Raw genomic sequence first — 19,241 nt, forward strand, 5'->3', positions numbered from 1 at the left:
AAATGTCAAGCATCTTTCTTCTTATCCAACTTGAATAAAAAAACCATCAAAGCAATTACCCCTATCTGTACCAACAAATTACCAACATTATCCTCCACACTTCTACCCGCCAAAATCTGAGTAAAAAAAATAAAAGCCCCAATAGCCCCCGAAGCCCCAAAACCAATATAAACAAATCGACGTAAGCCCCGATAAGGAGCTTCTGCTTCTGCCTTTAAATAAGCATACTTTTCGGGATTACTTTGTTTTAAACTAGCACCAGTATTCTTCTCATTAAAATCCCGTTGATTCGCTTTATCACTCATAAAAAAATTGTATTAAAAATAATTATTGAAAAGGAAAATGTTGCTTAATCATATGCCAAAAAGGCTTATCCCAATAGTCATAATGACCAACAACCAAATCATCCTTTAACTTTAGCTCACTACGACCAGAAACAGAAATAAAAGGCTTCCAAGGTAAAGGACTATTCCATGACATCGTCCAGCGGGTATTAATTTGCCCTCCATCCTGCTCAATCTCATGAAGTTCTAAATGTAAATTTTGAAACCATTTTTTCAAAAAAGCAATCATTTCCTGATACTTTTTTAAGCCCTGAAAATCATAAACAGGATCCTTAAAACGAACATCCTCAGCATAAATGCTGTAAGTCTGATTTTCTGGAAATCTCTTATAATCCTCTTCAATAATTTTTACTAAGTTCATCAATTTATAAATTAATTAACGCAATTATCTTAGTATAACAATCCTCCACAGTTTCCCGAAAAATTATCTCACATACAAAAAGTAAACGTTGTTAATTTTCTTATTATTTTATTAGTATTTTAAGCATTGATTTCATCATCATTATTAACCTCCAAATCCTTTAAAATATCTACTTTCATCGCTTCTAAATCTGACTGTAATTTTTTCTTACTAACTAGAGCTTGACGTTTATCTTCAATATTAAGCATATTACTCACAGAAACCCATTGCTTAATATTAGTACGTTGTTTAAGCATTACCTTAAAAGGTAAAAAATTAATACACTTATTTGATTTATTAAGAGGAAAAAACAGAAGATAATATTTCTTAGAATCACTCAATAAATTAGCAATTTGCTGACCCATATTAGTTTTTAAATCTAAATAACAAGGAAGCCAACGAGCTCCCAAATCATGACTATACAAAACAGTCAACCACAAAATCATCGGATAAGGATAACTTTGGAAAATAAAACGACTGTAGCGAACATTGGTCATTCTATGGTCAATATCATCATCATCTAACATAGTACAAAGGGTAAGGACTTGTTCATTTTCGTATTTTGTGACACGAGGAAAGACAATTTTCTGTTGAGGTTTATTCGCTGGCCATTTACTTTTTAATAAAAAAGAATTTAAGTCTTCTTTCTTTTCCTCAATTGTATTAGTTAATAAGTAAGTAGTTTGACTGCTACCACTAGAAGTTGAATCAGGAAAAGGACTAAAATTAAAAATTTTACGACCCATTAAATCTAACTTTTGTCTTATTTCTCCCACATTTTGCGGCCTATATCGGGGAATTTTTTTTAAACATTGCATAATTAACTCCCTTAACTCTGAGGGAATATCCAACTCAGGGGGTAAATCATTGGGAGGAATTTCTACATGAGCCTTATACCATTCTCCCACAGAGTTATGTTCTAGCTGCCAAGGTAATTTTTTGGTTAACATCTCATACATGATGATACCCAAACTATAAATATCGGCTCGGTTATCCACATCATACCCTTGCAACTGTTCAGGGGAAGCATAGCGAGGAGTGCCAACAAATTCTTCTTGGTTATTATGTTCCTCCTCTTGAGCCAACTTGGCAATACCAAAGTCAAGAATTTTTACTTTTTCTTTACCGTCATCACCATCAATGACAAAAATATTAGTAGGTTTTAAGTCTCTATGGATAACGGGGCATACTTTACCATGGAAAATAATGCCATTATGGGCAGTTTCTAGGGCAAGGCAAATTTGACGAGTCAAATGAAAAAAAGTTTCGAGAGAGATAGTATGGAATTCAATAAAATCAGCAAGGTTTTCCCCTTCTAATAATTCCATCACATAAAAGGGAATTTTATTTTGGTCAATGCCATAGTCACTTACTCTAACGATATTGGGACAGATTTCTGATAATAAGGCGCTAATGGTAGCCTCTTGCTGGAATCTATCTATCATCTTCATATCATCGAGAGCTTTCGCCAATATTTTTACAGCCACAGTGCTTTGTCGGGAGGCTTTATCTTTGGCACGATAGACCTTGCCCATAGCTCCTGAGCCTACTATTTCCAGTAGTTGATAGCGCTGCACTAACAAATTTTCGGCGGATGACTCCCTACTGTTCATTGTTGCTTATTATTCTCTTTGGTTATCTCATTATTATATATTTTTAAGCAAAAGTTATTATTAATTAGGCTTTGCAGAGAAAGTTTTATGCTTATCAGTTTTATAAATTGTTTTAGTGGCAGTTATAAAAGATATGATGTTAAGATGTTTACGAAACTTAATAATTAAACTCAATAAATATAAAAGGAGACTCTAAATTATGGCAAAGACTCAACCTACCACCACCCCTAATGTACAAGAGCCTAAGTTCGGTTTTAATGGCTACGCAGAAAAGTTGAACGGTAGAGCCGCAATGATTGGTTTTATTATTACCCTAGGTATTGAATACGCCACAGGACAAGGCTTACTCGCTTGGCTTGGTCTAGTATAGGTCAATGAATGGAAAAAACAAGCAAGGGGTTTGCCCCTTGTTTTAAGATGCTTTCTTATGGTTTTTTTTATAAAAAGAACATAGTTCGGCTAGTTGACACACATCACATTGGGGCTTTCTAGCGTTACATACAGCCCTACCGTGATAGATAATACTGATAGAAAAGTTTTCCCATTCTGGTTGGGGTAATAATTTCATCAAATCTTTTTCGATTTGTACGGGTTGGCTATTTTTGGTTAACCCTAAGCGGTTACTAAGTCTCTTTACATGGGTATCCACGGTAACACCTTCAATAATACCAAAGGCATGGGCAAGAACTACATTAGCTGTTTTTCGAGCTACCCCAGGAAGGGTGAGTAATTCTTTCATGGTTTGAGGTACTTCTCCGTTAAATTCATCGACAATTTTGAGACAGGCACCTTGGATATTTTTGGCTTTGTTACGAAAAAAACCTGTAGAGTGGATCAGTGTTTCTATTTCTTCCCTATGGCCATGGGCAAGGCTGGGGGCATCGGGAAATTGAGCAAACAGGTTAGGGGTAACTTTATTTACTCGTTCATCGGTACACTGGGCAGAGAGGATGGTGGCAACGAGGAGTTGAACGGGGGTTTCATAGTCCAAGCTACAGGTGGCATCGGGATAAAGGGTTTTTAGGATAGAAAGAATTTCTTGAGCTTTTCTTTTTTTTATCAGTCTCATGGGGAGGTGTTAAGTTTTGCTAGGCATTAAGTTACAACAGTGTTAAATAATAGTATGGAATATTATTGGATTACAATAAGCACATAGCAACTGAAATATTATAGTTATACCAAATCCTGCATTAAAAGTAGACTAATAACTATCATCAATCTCAATGATTTCAAGTAAATAAATATACTATATAAATAGGATTTGGTATTATTGCCAATTTAATCTCATGTTAATTTTTACTCTAACCATTTTTTTTCAAAAAAAGGGACTCAACTATGTGTTAAGCCCCTTCTTTATTTAGTTAGATTCAAAGATGTTTCGTGATTAGACGATCGCAGCCATTTTTATATCGCTACTATTGAGGATTTCCTGTAATTCGTCAGCCTCAACGGTTTCTTTTTCTACTAACATTTCTGCTATTTTGTCGAGGATAAGACGGTTTTGAACTAAAACCTCTTTGGCTCTTTGATAAGCTCTTTCTACTAATTGAGTTACTTCTTCATCAATGGTAGATGCGGTAGTATCAGAGAAGTCACGATCAGAGGCGATGTCTCTTCCCATAAATACGTTACCACTCTGACGACCTAGAGCTACAGGCCCGAGGCGATCGCTCATACCAAAACGAGTAATCATCTGACGGGCAACCCTTGCCACCTGTTGTAAGTCATTAGAAGCACCAGTGGTTACTTCTTCTTCACCGAAAATGATCTCCTCGGCAATACGTCCACCAAGGGCAACAGCCATTTGGTTTTGAAGATAAGAGCGAGAATATAACCCAGACTCCATGCGATCTTCACTAGGGGTGAACCAAGTTAGTCCCCCAGCACGTCCACGAGGAATAATGCTGATTTTTTGTACAGGATCATAATCTGGCATTAATGCACCCACTAGGGCGTGTCCAGCTTCATGGTATGCCACGAGGGTTTTACGTTTTTCACTCATGACACGATTTTTCTTCTCCGGACCTGCTAATACACGATCAATGGCATCATTGATTTCGTCCATAGAAATTTCGGTGAGGTTACGACGAGCGGCTAAAATAGCGGCTTCGTTGAGTAGGTTAGAAAGGTCAGCCCCAGTGAATCCAGGGGTCCGACGAGCGATTTTGTCAAGGTCAACGTCTTTGGCTAGGGTTTTTCCTTGGGCGTGAACTCCCAAAATCTCAGATCTACCAGCGAAATCAGGGCGATCTACTACCACTTGACGATCAAAACGTCCCGGACGTAACAAAGCTGAGTCAAGAACATCAGGGCGGTTAGTAGCAGCAACAATGATTATACCAGTATTGCCTTCAAAACCATCCATTTCTGTTAGAAGTTGGTTGAGGGTTTGTTCTCTTTCATCATTACCACCACCTAAACCTGCTCCTCTTTGGCGACCTACTGCGTCAATCTCATCGATGAAGACGATACAAGGGGCGCTCTGTTTTGCTTGTTCAAATAAGTCACGGACTCTGGACGCACCAACCCCTACAAACATTTCTACAAACTCAGAACCTGAGATGCTGAAAAAAGGTACTCCAGCTTCACCCGCTACTGCTTTGGCCAGAAGGGTTTTACCTGTTCCTGGGGGTCCTACTAAAAGAACACCTTTAGGAATTTTTGCACCGATGGCGGTGAATCTTTCACCGTTTTTGAGGAAGTCCACCACTTCGGTAAGTTCTAATTTCGCTTGTTCAATACCCGCTACATCGGCGAAGGTAACTTGGGTTTGAGGCTCCATTTGCACTCTGGCTTTTGATTTACCAAAGTTCATGGCTTGGGAGCCAGGACCACTGGATGCACGGCGGAGGAGGAAGAATAGACCGACCAAGAGCAGTACAGGGAAGAAAAGACTACTGATGGCTCTAAACCAGAAACTTTCATCACTTTGGGGGACAACGGAAATATCTACTCTGTTTTCGGAAAGAATATCTACTAATTGAGGATCGTTGGGTAGATTTACTAAGAATCTTTGTCCATCCCTTGCTGTGGCCATGGCCTGGGAGCGATCGGCACTTAGCTGTACCCTTTCTACTCGGTTGGTTTCTACTTCGTTGATGAACTGGCTATATTTCCAGCTTGACTGTTGCTCCTGTGGGCGATCTAAAAACGCTGTGGCTAACGCAACGACTACGACTGCAAGTATCGCGTATAGTCCTACGTTACGCCATTTTTTATTTTCTTTGCTCACTTATGGATAGCCTCCTTTAAATTTATATTCTTATTTTATCAATGGGTCTTGATAATTAATGAGAGCTTTTGCTACTGTTTTTTTATTTGTTATTTCTATGTTAACTTATGTTACGGATTTTTAACGTTTTTCTAAGAAACCTTTTTAAATAGTTAATACACATACATTCCAATATAACACCACAAAGATTAAGTGCGATTGCCCCTGGATCCTAGGGCAAAACCCATAGAGGATAACAAAAAAGATTCTTCACCCCTTGCCAATGGGGCAAATAAAAGTTAAGATAAATGTATATCAAGGGACTGTAACGGTTTCGACAGGTTAGTGAAAGCTGACCCGTGATACAGGTCGAGAGCGAATCTCCTCTCGTAAATAAAAGATTCAAAAAAAATAGTAAATGCGAACAACATCGTTCCTTTTGCTCGTAAAGCCGCTCCTGTAGCTGCCTAAGACCAAAAAATTTGGTTCGAGCGCTTATAGTGTGACTCCGTTAAACATTATAGGCAACCCCCAACGGATGCTCTCTGGTACTGTTTTCAGTCAGTTAAGGAGAAAAGATAATACTGGAAAATCCTGCCATCAGGGATAATTGGTGGTTCCCGCTCTGCGGATAAAAAGAGCTAAACCTGTGAATGAGCGATAGGTAAATAACTGATTTGGACAGCAGTTCGACTCTGCTCAGTTCCATTAATAAAAAGAAAAAGAACGCTAGATGTGTTCTTTTTTTTGTGGACTTTTTTAAGCTGTTCTTTATGGGGGATTTCATCATTATCAATCAAAATGCAATGGAATAAGTTTCAGATGAATTTCAGTAACATAAACCTCTAATACCAAATCCGATTAGTAGAGTTTACTATTATTCACCGTGTAACAATTGACAATAAACAATTACTATCCGTTCCCCGTTCCCTGTTCCCCGCCCTAATTAGTATATTATTGAAACGGGATTTAGTATAATATCATTAAATTTGTGTGGATTGTGATAGCATACGGATAATCACACAGGAATGAAGAATGGCAATAATCAAGCCAAATACATGGATAAAATTTTATGGCTCTGCTTATTTGAACTTACGAAACGTTAGTAAAAGCTTATAGCCAGATAGTTAAGACTCATTACTTCTTGGAATAAAAACCATCTCCTTGGGTAGGAAGCCAACACTTTAATTTTGACTCAGTGTCGGTCGTTCACTGTTACCATTGCGGAAAGAAAAAATTAATTAATTTAAAGTTTATGGCTCATCCTCTTTATGTTGCCTTTATTTGGCATCAACACCAACCTCTCTACAAATCCCGTCTTTCAAAGGATAATTTTGGTGCTGATTATCGTCTTCCTTGGGTAAGGCTTCATGGTATTAAGGATTATCTGGACTTAATTTTGATGTTAAAGAAGTATCCTGCTATTCATCAAACGGTAAACTTAGTTCCTTCTTTGATAATGCAGTTAGAAGATTACGCCCAAGGGAATGCTCTGGATCCTTATTTGGCTTTGACTTTAACTCCTGTCAGTATGCTAATTCGAGAGCAAAAGGGCTATATTGTTGACAATTTTTTTGACGCAAATCATCACCACATGATTCGTCCCCATGTCCGTTATGAAGAGCTTTTTCAACATAAACATATTAAGGGTAAAGAGTGGTGTTTGGATAATTGGACAGATCAAGATTTTAGTGATCTTTTAGCGTGGCATAACTTAGCATGGTTTGATCCTTTATTTTGGGATGATACGGATATTGCTGGTTGGTTGGAAAAAGGTCGTAATTTTACCCTGAGCGATCGCCAAAGAATGTATACTAAACAAAAGGAAATTATTGCAAGGATTATTCCTGAACACAAAAAAATGCAGGATGAGGGACAGTTGGAGGTCACCACAACCCCTTATACCCACCCCATTTTGCCCTTACTTCACGATACCAATGCGGGTAAGGTTGCCCTACCTCATATGGACTTACCCACGAGCCGTTTTCAGTGGGAAGAGGATGTACCCCGTCACCTCGGCAAGGCATGGAATATGTATCAAGAGCGTTTTGGGCGATCGCCCCGAGGACTTTGGCCCAGTGAACAGTCCATCAGCCCACAAATATTACCCTATATTGCCAAACAGGGTTTTAAATGGATTTGTTCTGATGAAGCGGTGTTAGGTTGGAGTTTTAACCACTTTTTCCACCGTGACGAAACAGGTAATATTTGTGAACCAGAAGTATTATATCGTCCCTACCGTTTAGACACTGAACACGGAGATTTAAGTATCATATTTCGAGATCACCGTTTATCCGACTTAATTGGCTTTACCTATGGAGCCATGAAACCCCAAGAAGCCGCCCGAGACTTGATTTTTCACCTACAGGCGATCGCCCGTACCCTTGCGCAAAGACAGCCGAGTGATAACACCACCTTAGATGAACCTTGGCTTGTGACCATTGCCCTCGACGGAGAAAACTGTTGGGAATTTTATGAGCAGGATGGTAGACCCTTCTTTGATGAACTTTACAGCAACCTTTCTCAAGCCCAAGATATTCAGTTAGTAACAGTTTCCGAATTTACCAATCAATTCCCCCCCACCAAAACTATTTCTAACACTCAGTTACATAGTGGATCTTGGATTGACGGTAACTTTTCCACGTGGATAGGCGATCGCACCAAAAACAGAGCATGGGACTATCTTACTGCAGCCAGACAAACCCTCGCCAAACATCCCGAAGCCACCGAAGAAAATAACTCAGCTGCTTGGGAAGCCCTTTACGCCGCCCAAGGTTCAGATTGGTTTTGGTGGTTTGGAGAACCCCATCACTCCTCCCATAATGATATGTTTGATCAGCTATTTAGAGAACATCTCATAGCTCTTTATCAAGCCCTCAATGAACCTGTACCCAAATATCTTTATCGTCCCGTAACCAACCCTCATCAAAGCCCCACAGGGGAACAACTAAACCCTTGCAGTTATATCAGCCCTCTGGTGGACGGCAGAGGAGACGAACAAGATTGGGAAAAAGCAGGAAAAATCAAAATAGGAGGCTCACGGGGAACTATGCACCGAGCTAGTATTATCCCGATGATTCATTATGGTTGGGATCATCTTAACTTTTATTTCCGTTTTGACCTCAAATCAGGAGCCGTAGCGGGGCAAGACCTCCCCCCCGAACTTCATCTTTTGTGGTACTATCCCAATCGCTTTGGGGATAATAGCCCCATACCCTTAGCCCATGTACCAAATCAAGATCCCCTCAATTACAACTATCGTCATCATTTAGGAGTTAACCTCGTTACCAAAACTTATTGGTTACAAGAAGCGGTTGCCAATTTTTCGTGGCAATCCCGTTATACAGGTACAAAGATAGCTCTTGATCGCTGTATTGAAATCGCTGTCCCTTGGCAAGATTTACATTTAGACCCCGATATGGAAATTAATTTGATTGCCATTCTTGCCGATCAAGGTAAGTTTAAAGAGGCTTTACCTGAAAATCATTTAATTAGACTTCAAGTACCTTAAGGATTTTCTCTGGGGTGGCGTTAGATCAAATCTTCTGCCATTCCAAGATGATAAAAAAGGATTTGGGGCTGATTTTTCTGCTCCAAATATGTTATTATTAGATAATGGAAAGCTAAACTTTTTTTATCTTAAACAGTAAGACCTCCATTATTAACAACCTACTTCTTAGTATCGGCGATTTAAGTTCAAAAAGCAATAAAAAAACGATTTTTGTAAAGATTCTTAACCAAAAAAAATCCCCAAAAAAGGGGAATATAGCAGAAAAATATTATATTGTTTTATCCAAGGAAAATAGATTGATTACTCAGCAGTAACAAACTCTCCTTCGTTGTTTTGGTTGCGACGACGACGGGTAGTTAGGGTATTAAATAGCATCTTACCAATGGCCATTATTAAATTACCTTCCAACTCTTGGAACATTTTCATATTCATTCCAAAAGCATCATTTGCTTCTTGTACAATGCGATCGGCAGTTTCTTGATCCACAGGTAAATCATTCAAAGACTGACGATATTCAGTTTTAAAAGCCTTTTCATCATCAATGGTTTCAAACTCATAAAAAGCAGTACCCTCACCATCAAGATTCATAGCTTTTTGAGCAATATTTTTGAGAATTTGACCCCCAGAAAGATCTCCCAAATAACGGGTGTAAGAATGAGCCGCAAATAATTCGGGGGAATTTTGGGCAATTTCACGAATACGATCTACATAGGCTTGTCCGTGGGGAGTGATCTCGATTTCGTTCTTCCAGTTAGAACCATAAAAGAATTGAAGGTCTTTTGCCAAACTAGGTTGACGATTCAATTCAGGGAAGTAAATGGGTTTGATAAGGGGATGATCTTTGAGACGCTCCATTTCTTCTTCCATGGCACCATATACAAAGTACAGGTTAGCTGCCAGTTTACGGTAGGAATTTTTTTCAACGACTCCTTTTAAAAAGCACTTGATAAATCCCATGTTTTCCGCCATGGAGTGGGATTTTTTGGTACCTTCTTTTAACATTGTGGCTAAATTTACAGTCATGTTTTATCTATTCCTAATTATGAAGTTAATATTTTGTTTATAAAAATTTACAAAAAGTCTTTAATTCCTAATTTTCTACCTTAAACTGAATTAATGTCATTTTGTATTAAGAATTTTTACAACTTGTCGTAATTATTGTTTACAAAAATCCACGGTTGAGGAAGAAAGTCGTTTTTTCAGGGTGGGCAATAGTGACCAAATATTATATGTTGAGCAGTTTTCTTGATACAGCAAGTCCAGCGAGCGCAGCTTAATTGTCAAAATTCCATAAAACGGGGTTATCGTCAAAGTGTTTGCTAACTTCTTTACCAATATCACTAATTTTTTGTAAATCTTCGTCACTAATTTTTATATCCCCCGCTTTTACGTTTTGTTCCACTTGCTCGACATTTCTAGCTCCTACAATGGCATGGGTTTGGGGTTGAGAGATTAACCATGCGATCGCCAATTGTCCCAAGGTGCAATCATACCCTTTCGCCATAGGTTTTAGTAAATCCAACGCCTTTTGTACCCTGTTCCAGTGAGTTTGTTGAAACAAACGATTATTTACCCGATGATCACCTTCCTCAAATTGAGGACTAGAACCAAATTTTCCTGTTAAAATACCTTGAGCAAGGGCAGAATAAGAAAGAATAGAAAGATTATTTTTCACACAGTAGGGCTGAATTTCCTTCTCCACCCCACGCCAAAACAGAGAATAGGGGGGTTGAATACTGACAATGTCTCCATACTCTCTCGCCTCTGCTAACTGTGCCACAGAAAAGTTAGATACCCCAATGGCTCTAATTTTGCCGTCATCCTTGAGTTTGTTAAGGGCTTTCATGGTTTCTTGGATGGGTACAATGTCACTATTCCATGTACCAGAAGGCCAATGGATTTGATACAAGTCAATATAGTCGGTACTCAAATTTTGGAGCGAAGTTTCACAGGCGCTGATAACTTGGTCATATTTGAGATGATTAGCAAATACTTTGGTGGCGTAAACTACTTTGTCCCTAATATCTTTAAGGGCTTGTGCCACTATTCTTTCTGAATGTCCTTCTCCATATACTTCGGCGGTATCAATGGTGGTAATGCCCCCTTCTACGGCAGCGCGAATGGCGTTAATACTCTCATTGTCATCGATTCCTGACCACATTCTTTTACCTGCTTGCCATGTACCCATTAAAATAGGGGTAATTTCAATATTTGTACTGCCTAATTTTCTAGTTTTCATGGTTGGTAATTTCTTTTTTTTTCATGGTAACATAAGGTTTTTCAATAGAAAATAGTTAGTTAATAACCAATTAATTTGATTTTTTCAGGAAGTTTATTTATTAAAATATTTACGTTTTTATGGTTAGGGCGATCGTAAAAATATTGGTAGATTAATTTAATAAGTTCTTTTATTAATAAAGAATTTAATTTATCTTCTGGATAGTCAGGATAAATCATTAAAATCATTTCTGGGGAGTTTTTTTCAGATAAATCAGGCAATAAGTAGGCAACATCTTTAAGAATTTTTGCTCCTAATCTTAAGTAAAAATTAACTCTTCTTTTTTTTAATTCTTGTTCTGGTTGATAGTGAGGATTTTCGACTTCTAATAATAACCATTGCTCTTCTTTTTGTAGTTTATTTTTAATAAATGTCATAAATTGTTTTCCTAGTCCTTGCCCTCGATATTCTGGAGCAGTAGCTAAATATCCTAGTAGGGTAAAGTTGCTGTTAGGTAAGGGGCATAAAATTGCCATTAAGATAATTTTTTCTTGATCTTTTTGAATCCACAATTGGAAAATATCTGCTTCAATTTTATTTTTTATTACTGAAATTGGTAGTTTTTCGCTGACAGGAAAAGATTGGTTATAAAGGGCGATCGCATTTTGAAAATCAACATTAGTAGTATTTATAATTGAAAAATAATGATAAGAAAGCATAAGGTAAGTAATGAATTTTAAAAATAAAAACTATATTAATGAAAGAAAAAATAAATATTAACTATCTTCTAAAAAGAAATATAAAATAATGATAAGATAAGATTTGAAAAAGTATAAAAATAGGTAATTTGATGTCAATTTTTAATGATGATAGATATTGGAATAAAACTTATCAGTTTATAAAAAAAAACTATCAAAGGGGGGATATAATAATCGCTCCGCATCCCTTTGAAAAAGAATTTAAGAATACTATTATTTATTCAGAAACTGATACTTTTGATATTCATGATGCTCAATGGGTTGTACTCCACAAAGGTATGACCAATGAGCTAGAGATAACTTTGGTACATAAGGCCCTGAAACAACTATCCGCTGTATTTGCCAACGAAGTTTTCGTGGTATTGACCAGCCATAACAATATACGTACTTTGAAAGTAGGTGACATACACTTAGAACCTCTATTAGTAGAATTCCTTGACAAAACTTCAGACAAAATTTATCGAGTGGACTCTCAAAAAAAATCTTTAATTCAAAAAATTAGACAAAATCAAGACTTAAAAGAATTTTTATCAAGTTTATTACATCCTGTCATTAAAGGTAAACCAAACGTAGACGAACTATACATAACATTACGTGAAGCAAAAGCAATTCAATTAAATGTAAAAAATCTAGGCTATCTTTTGGCTACTGAAATGTACGAGCGTCAACAAAGTAATAGTATCCCCGCCAATAAAAGAAAAGTAGATTTAAAATCAAAACTTACTACTCAAGAAGATATAGAGAGCGATTGGGTGAAATATTGGTGTCAATGTTTACATATGCGGCCCATATACCATCGTAAAGTTTGGGAATTATGTTACGTGACTCAAGCCATTTATGAAAATATGGGGGATGATTTTCCCAAAAAAGGATTAGGATTTGGCTGTGGGGAAGAACCTTTAGCCTCGTTTTTTGCCTCATGGGGACATACTGTCACAGTTACCGACTTACATCCAGAGAAAGTAAAGGGACTAGGTTGGGATGAAACAGCACAACACACAGATAGTTTAGATAAAGCTTATCGTCCAGATTTAGTTGACAGAGAAACTTTTGAAAAAAATGTCAGTTTACAATATGTCGATATGAATGAAATTCCTCGTTCTTTTGATAATCAATATGATTATTGCTGGTCTGTGTGTGCCTTTGAACATCTAGGTTCAATTCAAAAAGGATTAGACTTTGTGAAAAATGCGATGAATGTTCTTAAACCGGGGGGAGTTGCCGTCCACACGACCGAATTTAATTACACTAATGAACCAGAAACTATAGATGATTGGGTAACGGTTATTTTTCAGCAGAGACATATAGAGCAATTAACTAGAGAATTAACCGAAAATGGTTATGATGTTGCTCCATTGGATTTTAGTGTGGGTAATGGAGTTTTAGATAGATTCATTGATATTCCTCCCTACGTTACGGGAGAAGGATGGTTAAATCAAGAATCTTGGAAAGATATTAACCAAAGTGTCCATCTGAAATTATCTGTTGACGGTATCCCTTGTACTTGTATTGGTTTAATTATCCGTAAGCCTTTGCATTAAAATTGAATTATAAAAAGAAATAGACTATAATCAATTCTGTAAGGTTCTAAAACTTCCTTTGAGAACAAAAAATACAAATGTTTTGTATTTAGTAGCCAATTGATTGAGTCCATAAAAATTTTGGAATCATCGTTAAAGTAAGGACTACATTGGCTAAAAAGTAATTAGAGCCTAAAGCGCCAATGACGAGAAATAATCTCTTAAAAGTGGGTGATACCCGCTTTTTTTGTTGCTTTCCACCCATTATCAACTAGATTTTAACGCTGATTTTCTTTATGACCCATCCTTTGATACCACAAATCACAGAGTTAGCCAATCCCATTGCCGAAAAGCTCAATGTTGAGATAGCTGATATTGCTTTTCAAACGAACAAAAACCCTTCTTTGTTGAGGATAGATATTCGTAGTAAAGACGGAGACACCAGCCTCGATGACTGTGAAAAAATGAGCCGTTTGTTAGAAGAAGTATTAGAAGCAAAAGATATTATTGCCGAAGCCTATGCTCTGGAAGTCTCTAGCCCCGGTATTGCAGATGTGTTAACCACTGATCGGGAGTTTATTAGTTTTCAAGGTTTTCCTGTGATGGTAGAAACTCATACTTCCCACAAGAAAAAAACTCAATTTCAGGGAACTCTTCATAGTAGGGATGAGGATTTTATTTCTCTTAATTGTAAGGGACGCATTGTGAAAATTCCTCGAGAATTGGTTCAACAGGTGACATTGGAGAGTGCTACCGAATAGATTTAAAATTCCCTATAAAAATTTCAGATCAATTATTAATTAATATTTATGAGTATTGTTCAATTACCCGGCCTAAGTTTTTTAATCGAAGAAATCAGTGAAAATCATAACCTCTCTCAAGGGGCTGTACAAGAAGCGCTAAGAGAAGCCTTATTTAAGGGTTATGAACGTTTTCGTCGTGCCAAGAATACCAATCCTGAACACAGTTTTGGGGAAGATTATTTTGCTAATTTCCGAGTGGAGTTAGATATTGATGATGAGGGATTTAGAGTTTTGGCTCTTAAAACCGTGGTAGAAAATGTGGAAAATCCAGATCATCAAATTCCCCTCGCTGAGGTGATGGAGGTTAATCAGGAGGCGAGAGTGGGGGATGAAATGGTGGTGGATGTTACTCCCGAACAGAAGGATTTTGGACGCATGGCGGCTATTCAAACGAAGCAAGTTTTACAACAAAAATTGCGAGATCAACAAAGGTTGATGATTCAATCGGAGTTTAATGACTTGGAGGGTACAGTACTTCAGGCGAAGGTGCAAAGGTTTGAGCGTCAGTCAGTTATTATGACCATTCAAAGCGCCCATGGCAGACCAGAGGTGGAGGCGGAGTTGCCTCGCTCTCAGCAGGTGAATAGTGATAATTATCGGGCTAATGCTACTTTTAAGGTTTATCTTAAGCAGGTGCGTGAGGGTTCCCAAAGAGGGCCTCAACTGATGGTATCCCGTGCGGATGCTGGATTGGTAGTATATTTATTTGCCAATGAAGTGCCTGAAATTGAAGAGGAAATTGTCAGAATAGTGGCGATCGCCCGTGAAGCCAATCCCATGAGCCGATATGTGACCGCCAGAACAAAAATAGCTGTTGACAGCCTTGATAAAGACGTAGATCCCGTGGGTTCCTGTATCGGAGCAAGGGGTTCTCGTATTCAAGCCGTAGTCAACGAACTAAAAGGAGAAAAAATCGACGTAATCCGCTGGTCCCCTGACCCTGCTATCTACATTGCCAATGCCCTTAGCCCATCCCAAATTGACCTAGTGGAATTGCTAGATCCAGAAGAACGTCAAGCCATGGTAGTGGTGCCAGACAACCAACTTAGTCTCGCCATCGGTAAAGATGGGCAAAACGTCCGCCTTGCTGCCCGACTAACAGGATGGCGCATCGACATCAAATCAAAGAGTGACTACAAAAAAATGCAACAAGAACAAATAGATCCAGAATCAGAAATTGAACCTGAATCTGAGCCAGAAATAGTAAAATCCTCTGAAGAAGAATAACACTTAAAAATACTGACACCATAGCAGTTTTATAATCTATAAAAAAGCCCATGTAACTGCCCTGATGGGGAAAATATTAGTTTTCCCCTAGGATTGTAATTTTAAGAGGAAAAATGCCCCCAAAAAACTATCGTCGTTGTGTAAGCTGTGGATTACTAGCCCCAAAAAATTATTTCTCTCAAGTGGTGAGAAATTTTCCCCACCATCAAATAACCATTAATGAGGGCATGGGTAGATCCGCTTATGTTTGTCCCACCCTAGAGTGTATTACCATTGCCCAGAAAAAAAAACGTCTAGGGAGAACCTTACGTACTTCCGTGGATCCAGAAATATATGACCAATTAAAAAGTAGATGTTAGGGTAAAAAAACAAACAAATACACTCACTCAGTAGATAAATATTAAGAAAATGTAACATATATTTTTGTCACCTAAAAACCATGGAAACAACGAAGAAAACAAATCTCAATTAAAATAAAGAATAAACCAACATAAAATAAATTATAATATATTAGACTTAGGGCAATTTTTGGATGAAAAACGGAAAAATAAGAATATACGACTTATCAAAAGAACTAGCATTAGAAAATAAAGACGTATTAGAAATATGTTCTCAATTATCGATAGATGTAAAAACTCATAGTAGTACCATATCTGAATCTCAAGCACAGAGTATCAAAGAAGCAGCAAAAAATTATCGTATGACATCGTCAAACCATAAGAAAGGGAAAAACCACGACCATCAAAAAAATAAAAATCAAGTGCCTGAATCCAAATCCCATAAACCGAAATTAGAAATTGTTGCCTTGTACAAAAAAAATCGTAGCGAAGAGCAAAACCCTGGACAACCTCAAGAAAGCCAAAATGATACTCAGGATGCTCCTACTCTTTTAACTCCTCCTCGTCCTCAGCGCCCTTCAGCAGATCAAGGAAAATCAGAATCAGGGGAAAAACAAGAGAAATCAACATCCCTCAGAAATCCTCCCCCAAGACCATCTTCCCCCAACGGCAATAGAAATAATGGGGAAGAAAAAAATGCCCCCAGACCAGAACTAAAAAGCCCCCCAGCACCCCCTAAATCTAGCTCGGATCAAGAGGAAAAATCCTCATCGGGTAAACCTCGCTCCGTGGCAAAATTAATGGATTCCATCGAAGGGGATAGAAAACCAAAACCAAAAATTAAGGGTAAACCTTCACGGGGAGGAAAAACAAAACAAGATCAATCTCCTGATTTAGATACTCAAGAGAAAAAAGTAACTCCCCCCGTTGCAACCAAAGATGATGGTGAGAGGAAAACTCTGGGTCTGAAATCCCCCCCTAAACCCAAATTACAAAAACCCCCCGAACGTCCTGCGGCGGTAGAGCAAGAACCTGATTTGGACGAGGATATTGATAACACCTCCAATAATGAGGATGATTTTGATAATGAACCAGTATTACTAGAAAAACCAAAACGCACCAAACAAAAAGTCAAAAAACCTTTGGTTAAAGACTCTCCTGCGGTGTGGGAAGATGAAGATGATAGTGGAAAAGAAAATAAAAAAGCGGCTAAGAAACGTCGTTCTTTTGTCCTTGAAGATGAAGATGAAGATTTAATCGACTACCTTGATGATGATAATGAAGGGGAAAATCCTCTCAATTTGGCATTGGCTCGTCCGGATAAACCTGCCAGTAAATCTCCTAAACCAGCCGATCGCATCAAGTCCCCCCGTCGTCAGAAACCCAAGCTAGATCGCTCGGACAACAGTTCTTCGAGCAAGTCTAACGACAATAATAATAAAAAAGTAAAACAAGAAAAACAAGTTCCCGAAGAAATCGTCCTCAAAGAAAGTCTAACCCTGCGACAGTTAGCTGATAATCTTAATACCCCAGATACTGAAATTATTAAAATGCTCTTCTTTAAGGGTATTGCGGTTAATATCACCGAAACCCTTGACCTCGAAATTGCCAAAATGGTGGCTGAGGAGTTGGGCGTAACGGTAATTACGGAAGAAGAAAAAGCCAGTGCTACCAAGACTGAAATGTTGGCCGAGACTGATTTAGATAAATTGATTACTCGTCCCCCTGTGGTGACAATCATGGGTCACGTTGACCATGGTAAAACTACTCTCCTTGATTCAATCCGTAATACCAAGGTAGTACAAGGGGAAGCTGGAGGTATTACCCAGCACATTGGTGCTTACCATGTAGATGTGGAACATGAAGGAACTACCCAGCAAATTGTATTTTTAGATACTCCTGGTCACGAAGCCTTCACCGCCATGAGGGCAAGGGGAGCAAAAGTTACTGACATTGCTATCCTTGTGGTAGCGGCTGATGATGGGGTTCGTCCTCAAACCAGAGAAGCTATTAGTCACGCTAAAGCGGCGAAGGTTCCCATTGTAGTGGCTATTAATAAGATTGATAAGCCAGAGGCTAATGCTGACCGAGTCAAGCAGGAATTGAGCGAATTAGAGTTAGTTCCTGAGGATTGGGGCGGTGATACGGTAATGGTGCCTGTGAGTGCTTTAAATGGTCAAAATCTCGATACTTTACTAGAGATGATTGTCTTGGTATCAGAAGTGGAAGATTTATCCGCTAACCCCGATCGCCCCGCCAAAGGTACAGTGATTGAAGCCCATTTAGACAGAGCCAGAGGCCCTGTAGCTACCCTATTGGTTCAAAATGGTACCCTAAGGGTTGGAGATGTGTTTGTAGCTGGTTCTGTGGCTGGTAAAATCCGTGCCATGATCGATGACCGTGGAGATAAAGTAGAAGCGGCCAGTCCTTCTTTTGCGGTGGAGGTACTCGGTTTAAATGAAGTTCCTCAAGCAGGGGATGAGTTTGATGTTTATCCTAGTGAAAAAGAAGCAAGGGCGATCGCAGAAGGTCGTGCCGAAGAAGATAGAACCAGCCGTTTACAACAGGCTTTATCCTCTCGTCGGGTAACCCTCAGCACCCTTTCTGCTCAAGCACAACAAGGGGAACTCAAAGAATTGAACATTATCCTCAAAGCCGACGTACAAGGCTCCATCGAGGCAATTCTCGGTTCACTGAAACAACTACCTCAAAAAGAAGTTCAAATCCGTGTACTCCTTTCTAGCGCTGGGGAAATTACTGAAACAGATGTCGATTTAGCCGCGGCCAGTGGTGCCGTAGTTGTTGGTTTTAATACCACCCTCGCTCCTAACGCCCGTCAAGCCGCTGAACAAGAAGGGGTGGACATTCGAGAATACAACGTAATCTATAAATTATTAGATGAAATTGAGGGTGCCATGGAAGGTTTACTAGATCCTGAAGAGGTAGAAGAAGCCCTAGGAAAAGCGGAAGTCCGTGCTGTCTTCCCTGTGGGTAAAGGCGCTGTGGCAGGTTGTTATGTTCTATCTGGTAAGGTAGTTCGTAATCGCTTTATCAGAGTATTACGTAATGGAGAGATTGTTTATAACGGTAATCTCGACTCCTTACGCCGTGTGAAAGATGATGTTAAAGAAGTGGCATCGGGATTTGAATGCGGTATTAGTATCAATAAATTTGGTAACTGGAAAGAAAAAGACATCATTGAGGCTTATGAAATGGTTTTCAAACGTCGTACTCTTTCTCAATAATTAAATTGACATAATTTTAAGGGGCAGATTGTCTGCCCTTTTTTTGTTTTTAA

Annotated in this window: 15 protein-coding genes and 1 other RNA gene; 8 read left to right on the plus strand and 8 right to left on the minus strand. The window is 38.6% G+C overall.

The window, feature by feature from the left end; all coding sequences use genetic code 11:
* Positions 1-5: 5 nt before the first annotated feature.
* The 3 genes from AA637_RS01510 to AA637_RS01520 form a co-directional block, all read right to left on the minus strand.
* Positions 6-305 carry a DUF3493 domain-containing protein gene (locus AA637_RS01510; protein ID WP_446683591.1) on the minus strand — a complete coding sequence of 100 codons (300 nt, stop codon included), beginning with the start codon at positions 303-305 and terminating at the stop codon, positions 6-8.
* A 22-nt stretch (positions 306-327) separates the two neighbouring features.
* The gene (locus AA637_RS01515) at positions 328-705 is read right to left on the minus strand and encodes a DUF2358 domain-containing protein (RefSeq protein WP_446683592.1); all 378 of its coding nucleotides are present in this window, start codon (positions 703-705) and stop codon (positions 328-330) included.
* A 119-nt stretch (positions 706-824) separates the two neighbouring features.
* The gene (locus AA637_RS01520) at positions 825-2,357 is read right to left on the minus strand and encodes a serine/threonine protein kinase (protein WP_446683593.1); all 1,533 of its coding nucleotides are present in this window, start codon (positions 2,355-2,357) and stop codon (positions 825-827) included.
* 199 nt (positions 2,358-2,556) lie between these two features.
* On the opposite strand from AA637_RS01520, the gene AA637_RS01525 reads away from it, so the two are divergent.
* Positions 2,557-2,727 carry a hypothetical protein gene (locus tag AA637_RS01525; RefSeq protein WP_201150014.1) on the plus strand — a complete coding sequence of 57 codons (171 nt, stop codon included), beginning with the start codon at positions 2,557-2,559 and terminating at the stop codon, positions 2,725-2,727.
* A 42-nt stretch (positions 2,728-2,769) separates the two neighbouring features.
* On the opposite strand, the gene nth is transcribed toward AA637_RS01525, so the two are convergent.
* Positions 2,770-3,426 (minus strand): endonuclease III, encoded by a 657-nt coding sequence (gene nth, locus AA637_RS01530; RefSeq protein ID WP_446683594.1) that lies wholly within the window; start codon positions 3,424-3,426, stop codon positions 2,770-2,772.
* Positions 3,427-3,741: 315 nt separating this feature from the next.
* Positions 3,742-5,589, minus strand: a complete 1,848-nt coding sequence (gene ftsH3 / locus AA637_RS01535) for an ATP-dependent zinc metalloprotease FtsH3 (protein ID WP_069789257.1) — start codon at positions 5,587-5,589, stop codon at positions 3,742-3,744.
* Between the two features lie 298 nt (positions 5,590-5,887).
* Between ftsH3 and ssrA the strand changes: the two genes are divergently transcribed.
* Positions 5,888-6,279: a transfer-messenger RNA gene (ssrA, locus tag AA637_RS01540) on the plus strand.
* Between the two features lie 544 nt (positions 6,280-6,823).
* Complete coding sequence (locus AA637_RS01545; RefSeq protein WP_446683595.1) at positions 6,824-9,079, plus strand: glycoside hydrolase; 2,256 nt, start codon at positions 6,824-6,826, stop codon at positions 9,077-9,079.
* Positions 9,080-9,379: 300 nt separating this feature from the next.
* Here the strand turns inward: AA637_RS01545 and AA637_RS01550 are convergent, their stop codons facing one another.
* The 3 genes from AA637_RS01550 to AA637_RS01560 all read right to left on the minus strand — a co-directional run bounded on the left by AA637_RS01550 (position 9,380) and on the right by AA637_RS01560 (position 12,016).
* On the minus strand, positions 9,380-10,102 hold the full coding sequence (locus AA637_RS01550; RefSeq protein WP_446683596.1) for a biliverdin-producing heme oxygenase: 723 nt from the start codon (positions 10,100-10,102) through the stop codon (positions 9,380-9,382).
* A gap of 250 nt (positions 10,103-10,352) precedes the next feature.
* On the minus strand, positions 10,353-11,318 hold the full coding sequence (locus tag AA637_RS01555) for an aldo/keto reductase (protein WP_446683597.1): 966 nt from the start codon (positions 11,316-11,318) through the stop codon (positions 10,353-10,355).
* Between the two features lie 59 nt (positions 11,319-11,377).
* On the minus strand, positions 11,378-12,016 hold the full coding sequence (locus AA637_RS01560; RefSeq protein WP_446683598.1) for a GNAT family N-acetyltransferase: 639 nt from the start codon (positions 12,014-12,016) through the stop codon (positions 11,378-11,380).
* Between the two features lie 131 nt (positions 12,017-12,147).
* Between AA637_RS01560 and AA637_RS01565 the strand changes: the two genes are divergently transcribed.
* The 5 genes from AA637_RS01565 to infB all read left to right on the plus strand — a co-directional run bounded on the left by AA637_RS01565 (position 12,148) and on the right by infB (position 19,188).
* Positions 12,148-13,596, plus strand: a complete 1,449-nt coding sequence (locus tag AA637_RS01565) for a class I SAM-dependent methyltransferase (RefSeq protein WP_446683599.1) — start codon at positions 12,148-12,150, stop codon at positions 13,594-13,596.
* A gap of 275 nt (positions 13,597-13,871) precedes the next feature.
* Positions 13,872-14,336, plus strand: coding sequence for a ribosome maturation factor RimP (gene rimP, locus AA637_RS01570; protein ID WP_446683600.1), 465 nt, complete (start codon positions 13,872-13,874; stop codon positions 14,334-14,336).
* 48 nt (positions 14,337-14,384) lie between these two features.
* Complete coding sequence (gene nusA / locus AA637_RS01575) at positions 14,385-15,605, plus strand: transcription termination factor NusA (RefSeq protein ID WP_446683601.1); 1,221 nt, start codon at positions 14,385-14,387, stop codon at positions 15,603-15,605.
* Positions 15,606-15,718: 113 nt separating this feature from the next.
* Positions 15,719-15,964 (plus strand): YlxR family protein, encoded by a 246-nt coding sequence (locus AA637_RS01580; protein WP_446683602.1) that lies wholly within the window; start codon positions 15,719-15,721, stop codon positions 15,962-15,964.
* A 173-nt stretch (positions 15,965-16,137) separates the two neighbouring features.
* Complete coding sequence (infB, locus tag AA637_RS01585; protein ID WP_446683603.1) at positions 16,138-19,188, plus strand: translation initiation factor IF-2; 3,051 nt, start codon at positions 16,138-16,140, stop codon at positions 19,186-19,188.
* Positions 19,189-19,241 lie beyond the last annotated feature (53 nt).

The sequence above is a fragment of the Cyanobacterium sp. HL-69 genome (assembly GCA_002813895.1).
Taxonomy (GTDB): domain Bacteria; phylum Cyanobacteriota; class Cyanobacteriia; order Cyanobacteriales; family Cyanobacteriaceae; genus Cyanobacterium.

Bases quoted from the DNA above. Each gene is read 5' to 3' on its own strand.
- AA637_RS01515 (WP_446683592.1), bottom strand. From the start codon at position 705: ATGAACTTAGTAAAAATTATTGAAGAGGATTATAAGAGATTTCCAGAA.
- nusA (WP_446683601.1), top strand. From the start codon at position 14,385: ATGAGTATTGTTCAATTACCCGGCCTAAGTTTTTTAATCGAAGAAATC.
- AA637_RS01560 (WP_446683598.1), bottom strand. From the start codon at position 12,016: ATGCTTTCTTATCATTATTTTTCAATTATAAATACTACTAATGTTGAT.
- AA637_RS01565 (WP_446683599.1), top strand. From the start codon at position 12,148: ATGTCAATTTTTAATGATGATAGATATTGGAATAAAACTTATCAGTTT.
- AA637_RS01525 (WP_201150014.1), top strand. From the start codon at position 2,557: ATGGCAAAGACTCAACCTACCACCACCCCTAATGTACAAGAGCCTAAG.
- infB (WP_446683603.1), top strand. From the start codon at position 16,138: ATGAAAAACGGAAAAATAAGAATATACGACTTATCAAAAGAACTAGCA.
- AA637_RS01510 (WP_446683591.1), bottom strand. From the start codon at position 305: ATGAGTGATAAAGCGAATCAACGGGATTTTAATGAGAAGAATACTGGT.
- AA637_RS01520 (WP_446683593.1), bottom strand. From the start codon at position 2,357: ATGAACAGTAGGGAGTCATCCGCCGAAAATTTGTTAGTGCAGCGCTAT.
- AA637_RS01545 (WP_446683595.1), top strand. From the start codon at position 6,824: ATGGCTCATCCTCTTTATGTTGCCTTTATTTGGCATCAACACCAACCT.
- AA637_RS01580 (WP_446683602.1), top strand. From the start codon at position 15,719: ATGCCCCCAAAAAACTATCGTCGTTGTGTAAGCTGTGGATTACTAGCC.
- AA637_RS01550 (WP_446683596.1), bottom strand. From the start codon at position 10,102: ATGACTGTAAATTTAGCCACAATGTTAAAAGAAGGTACCAAAAAATCC.
- rimP (WP_446683600.1), top strand. From the start codon at position 13,872: ATGACCCATCCTTTGATACCACAAATCACAGAGTTAGCCAATCCCATT.
- AA637_RS01555 (WP_446683597.1), bottom strand. From the start codon at position 11,318: ATGAAAACTAGAAAATTAGGCAGTACAAATATTGAAATTACCCCTATT.
- nth (WP_446683594.1), bottom strand. From the start codon at position 3,426: ATGAGACTGATAAAAAAAAGAAAAGCTCAAGAAATTCTTTCTATCCTA.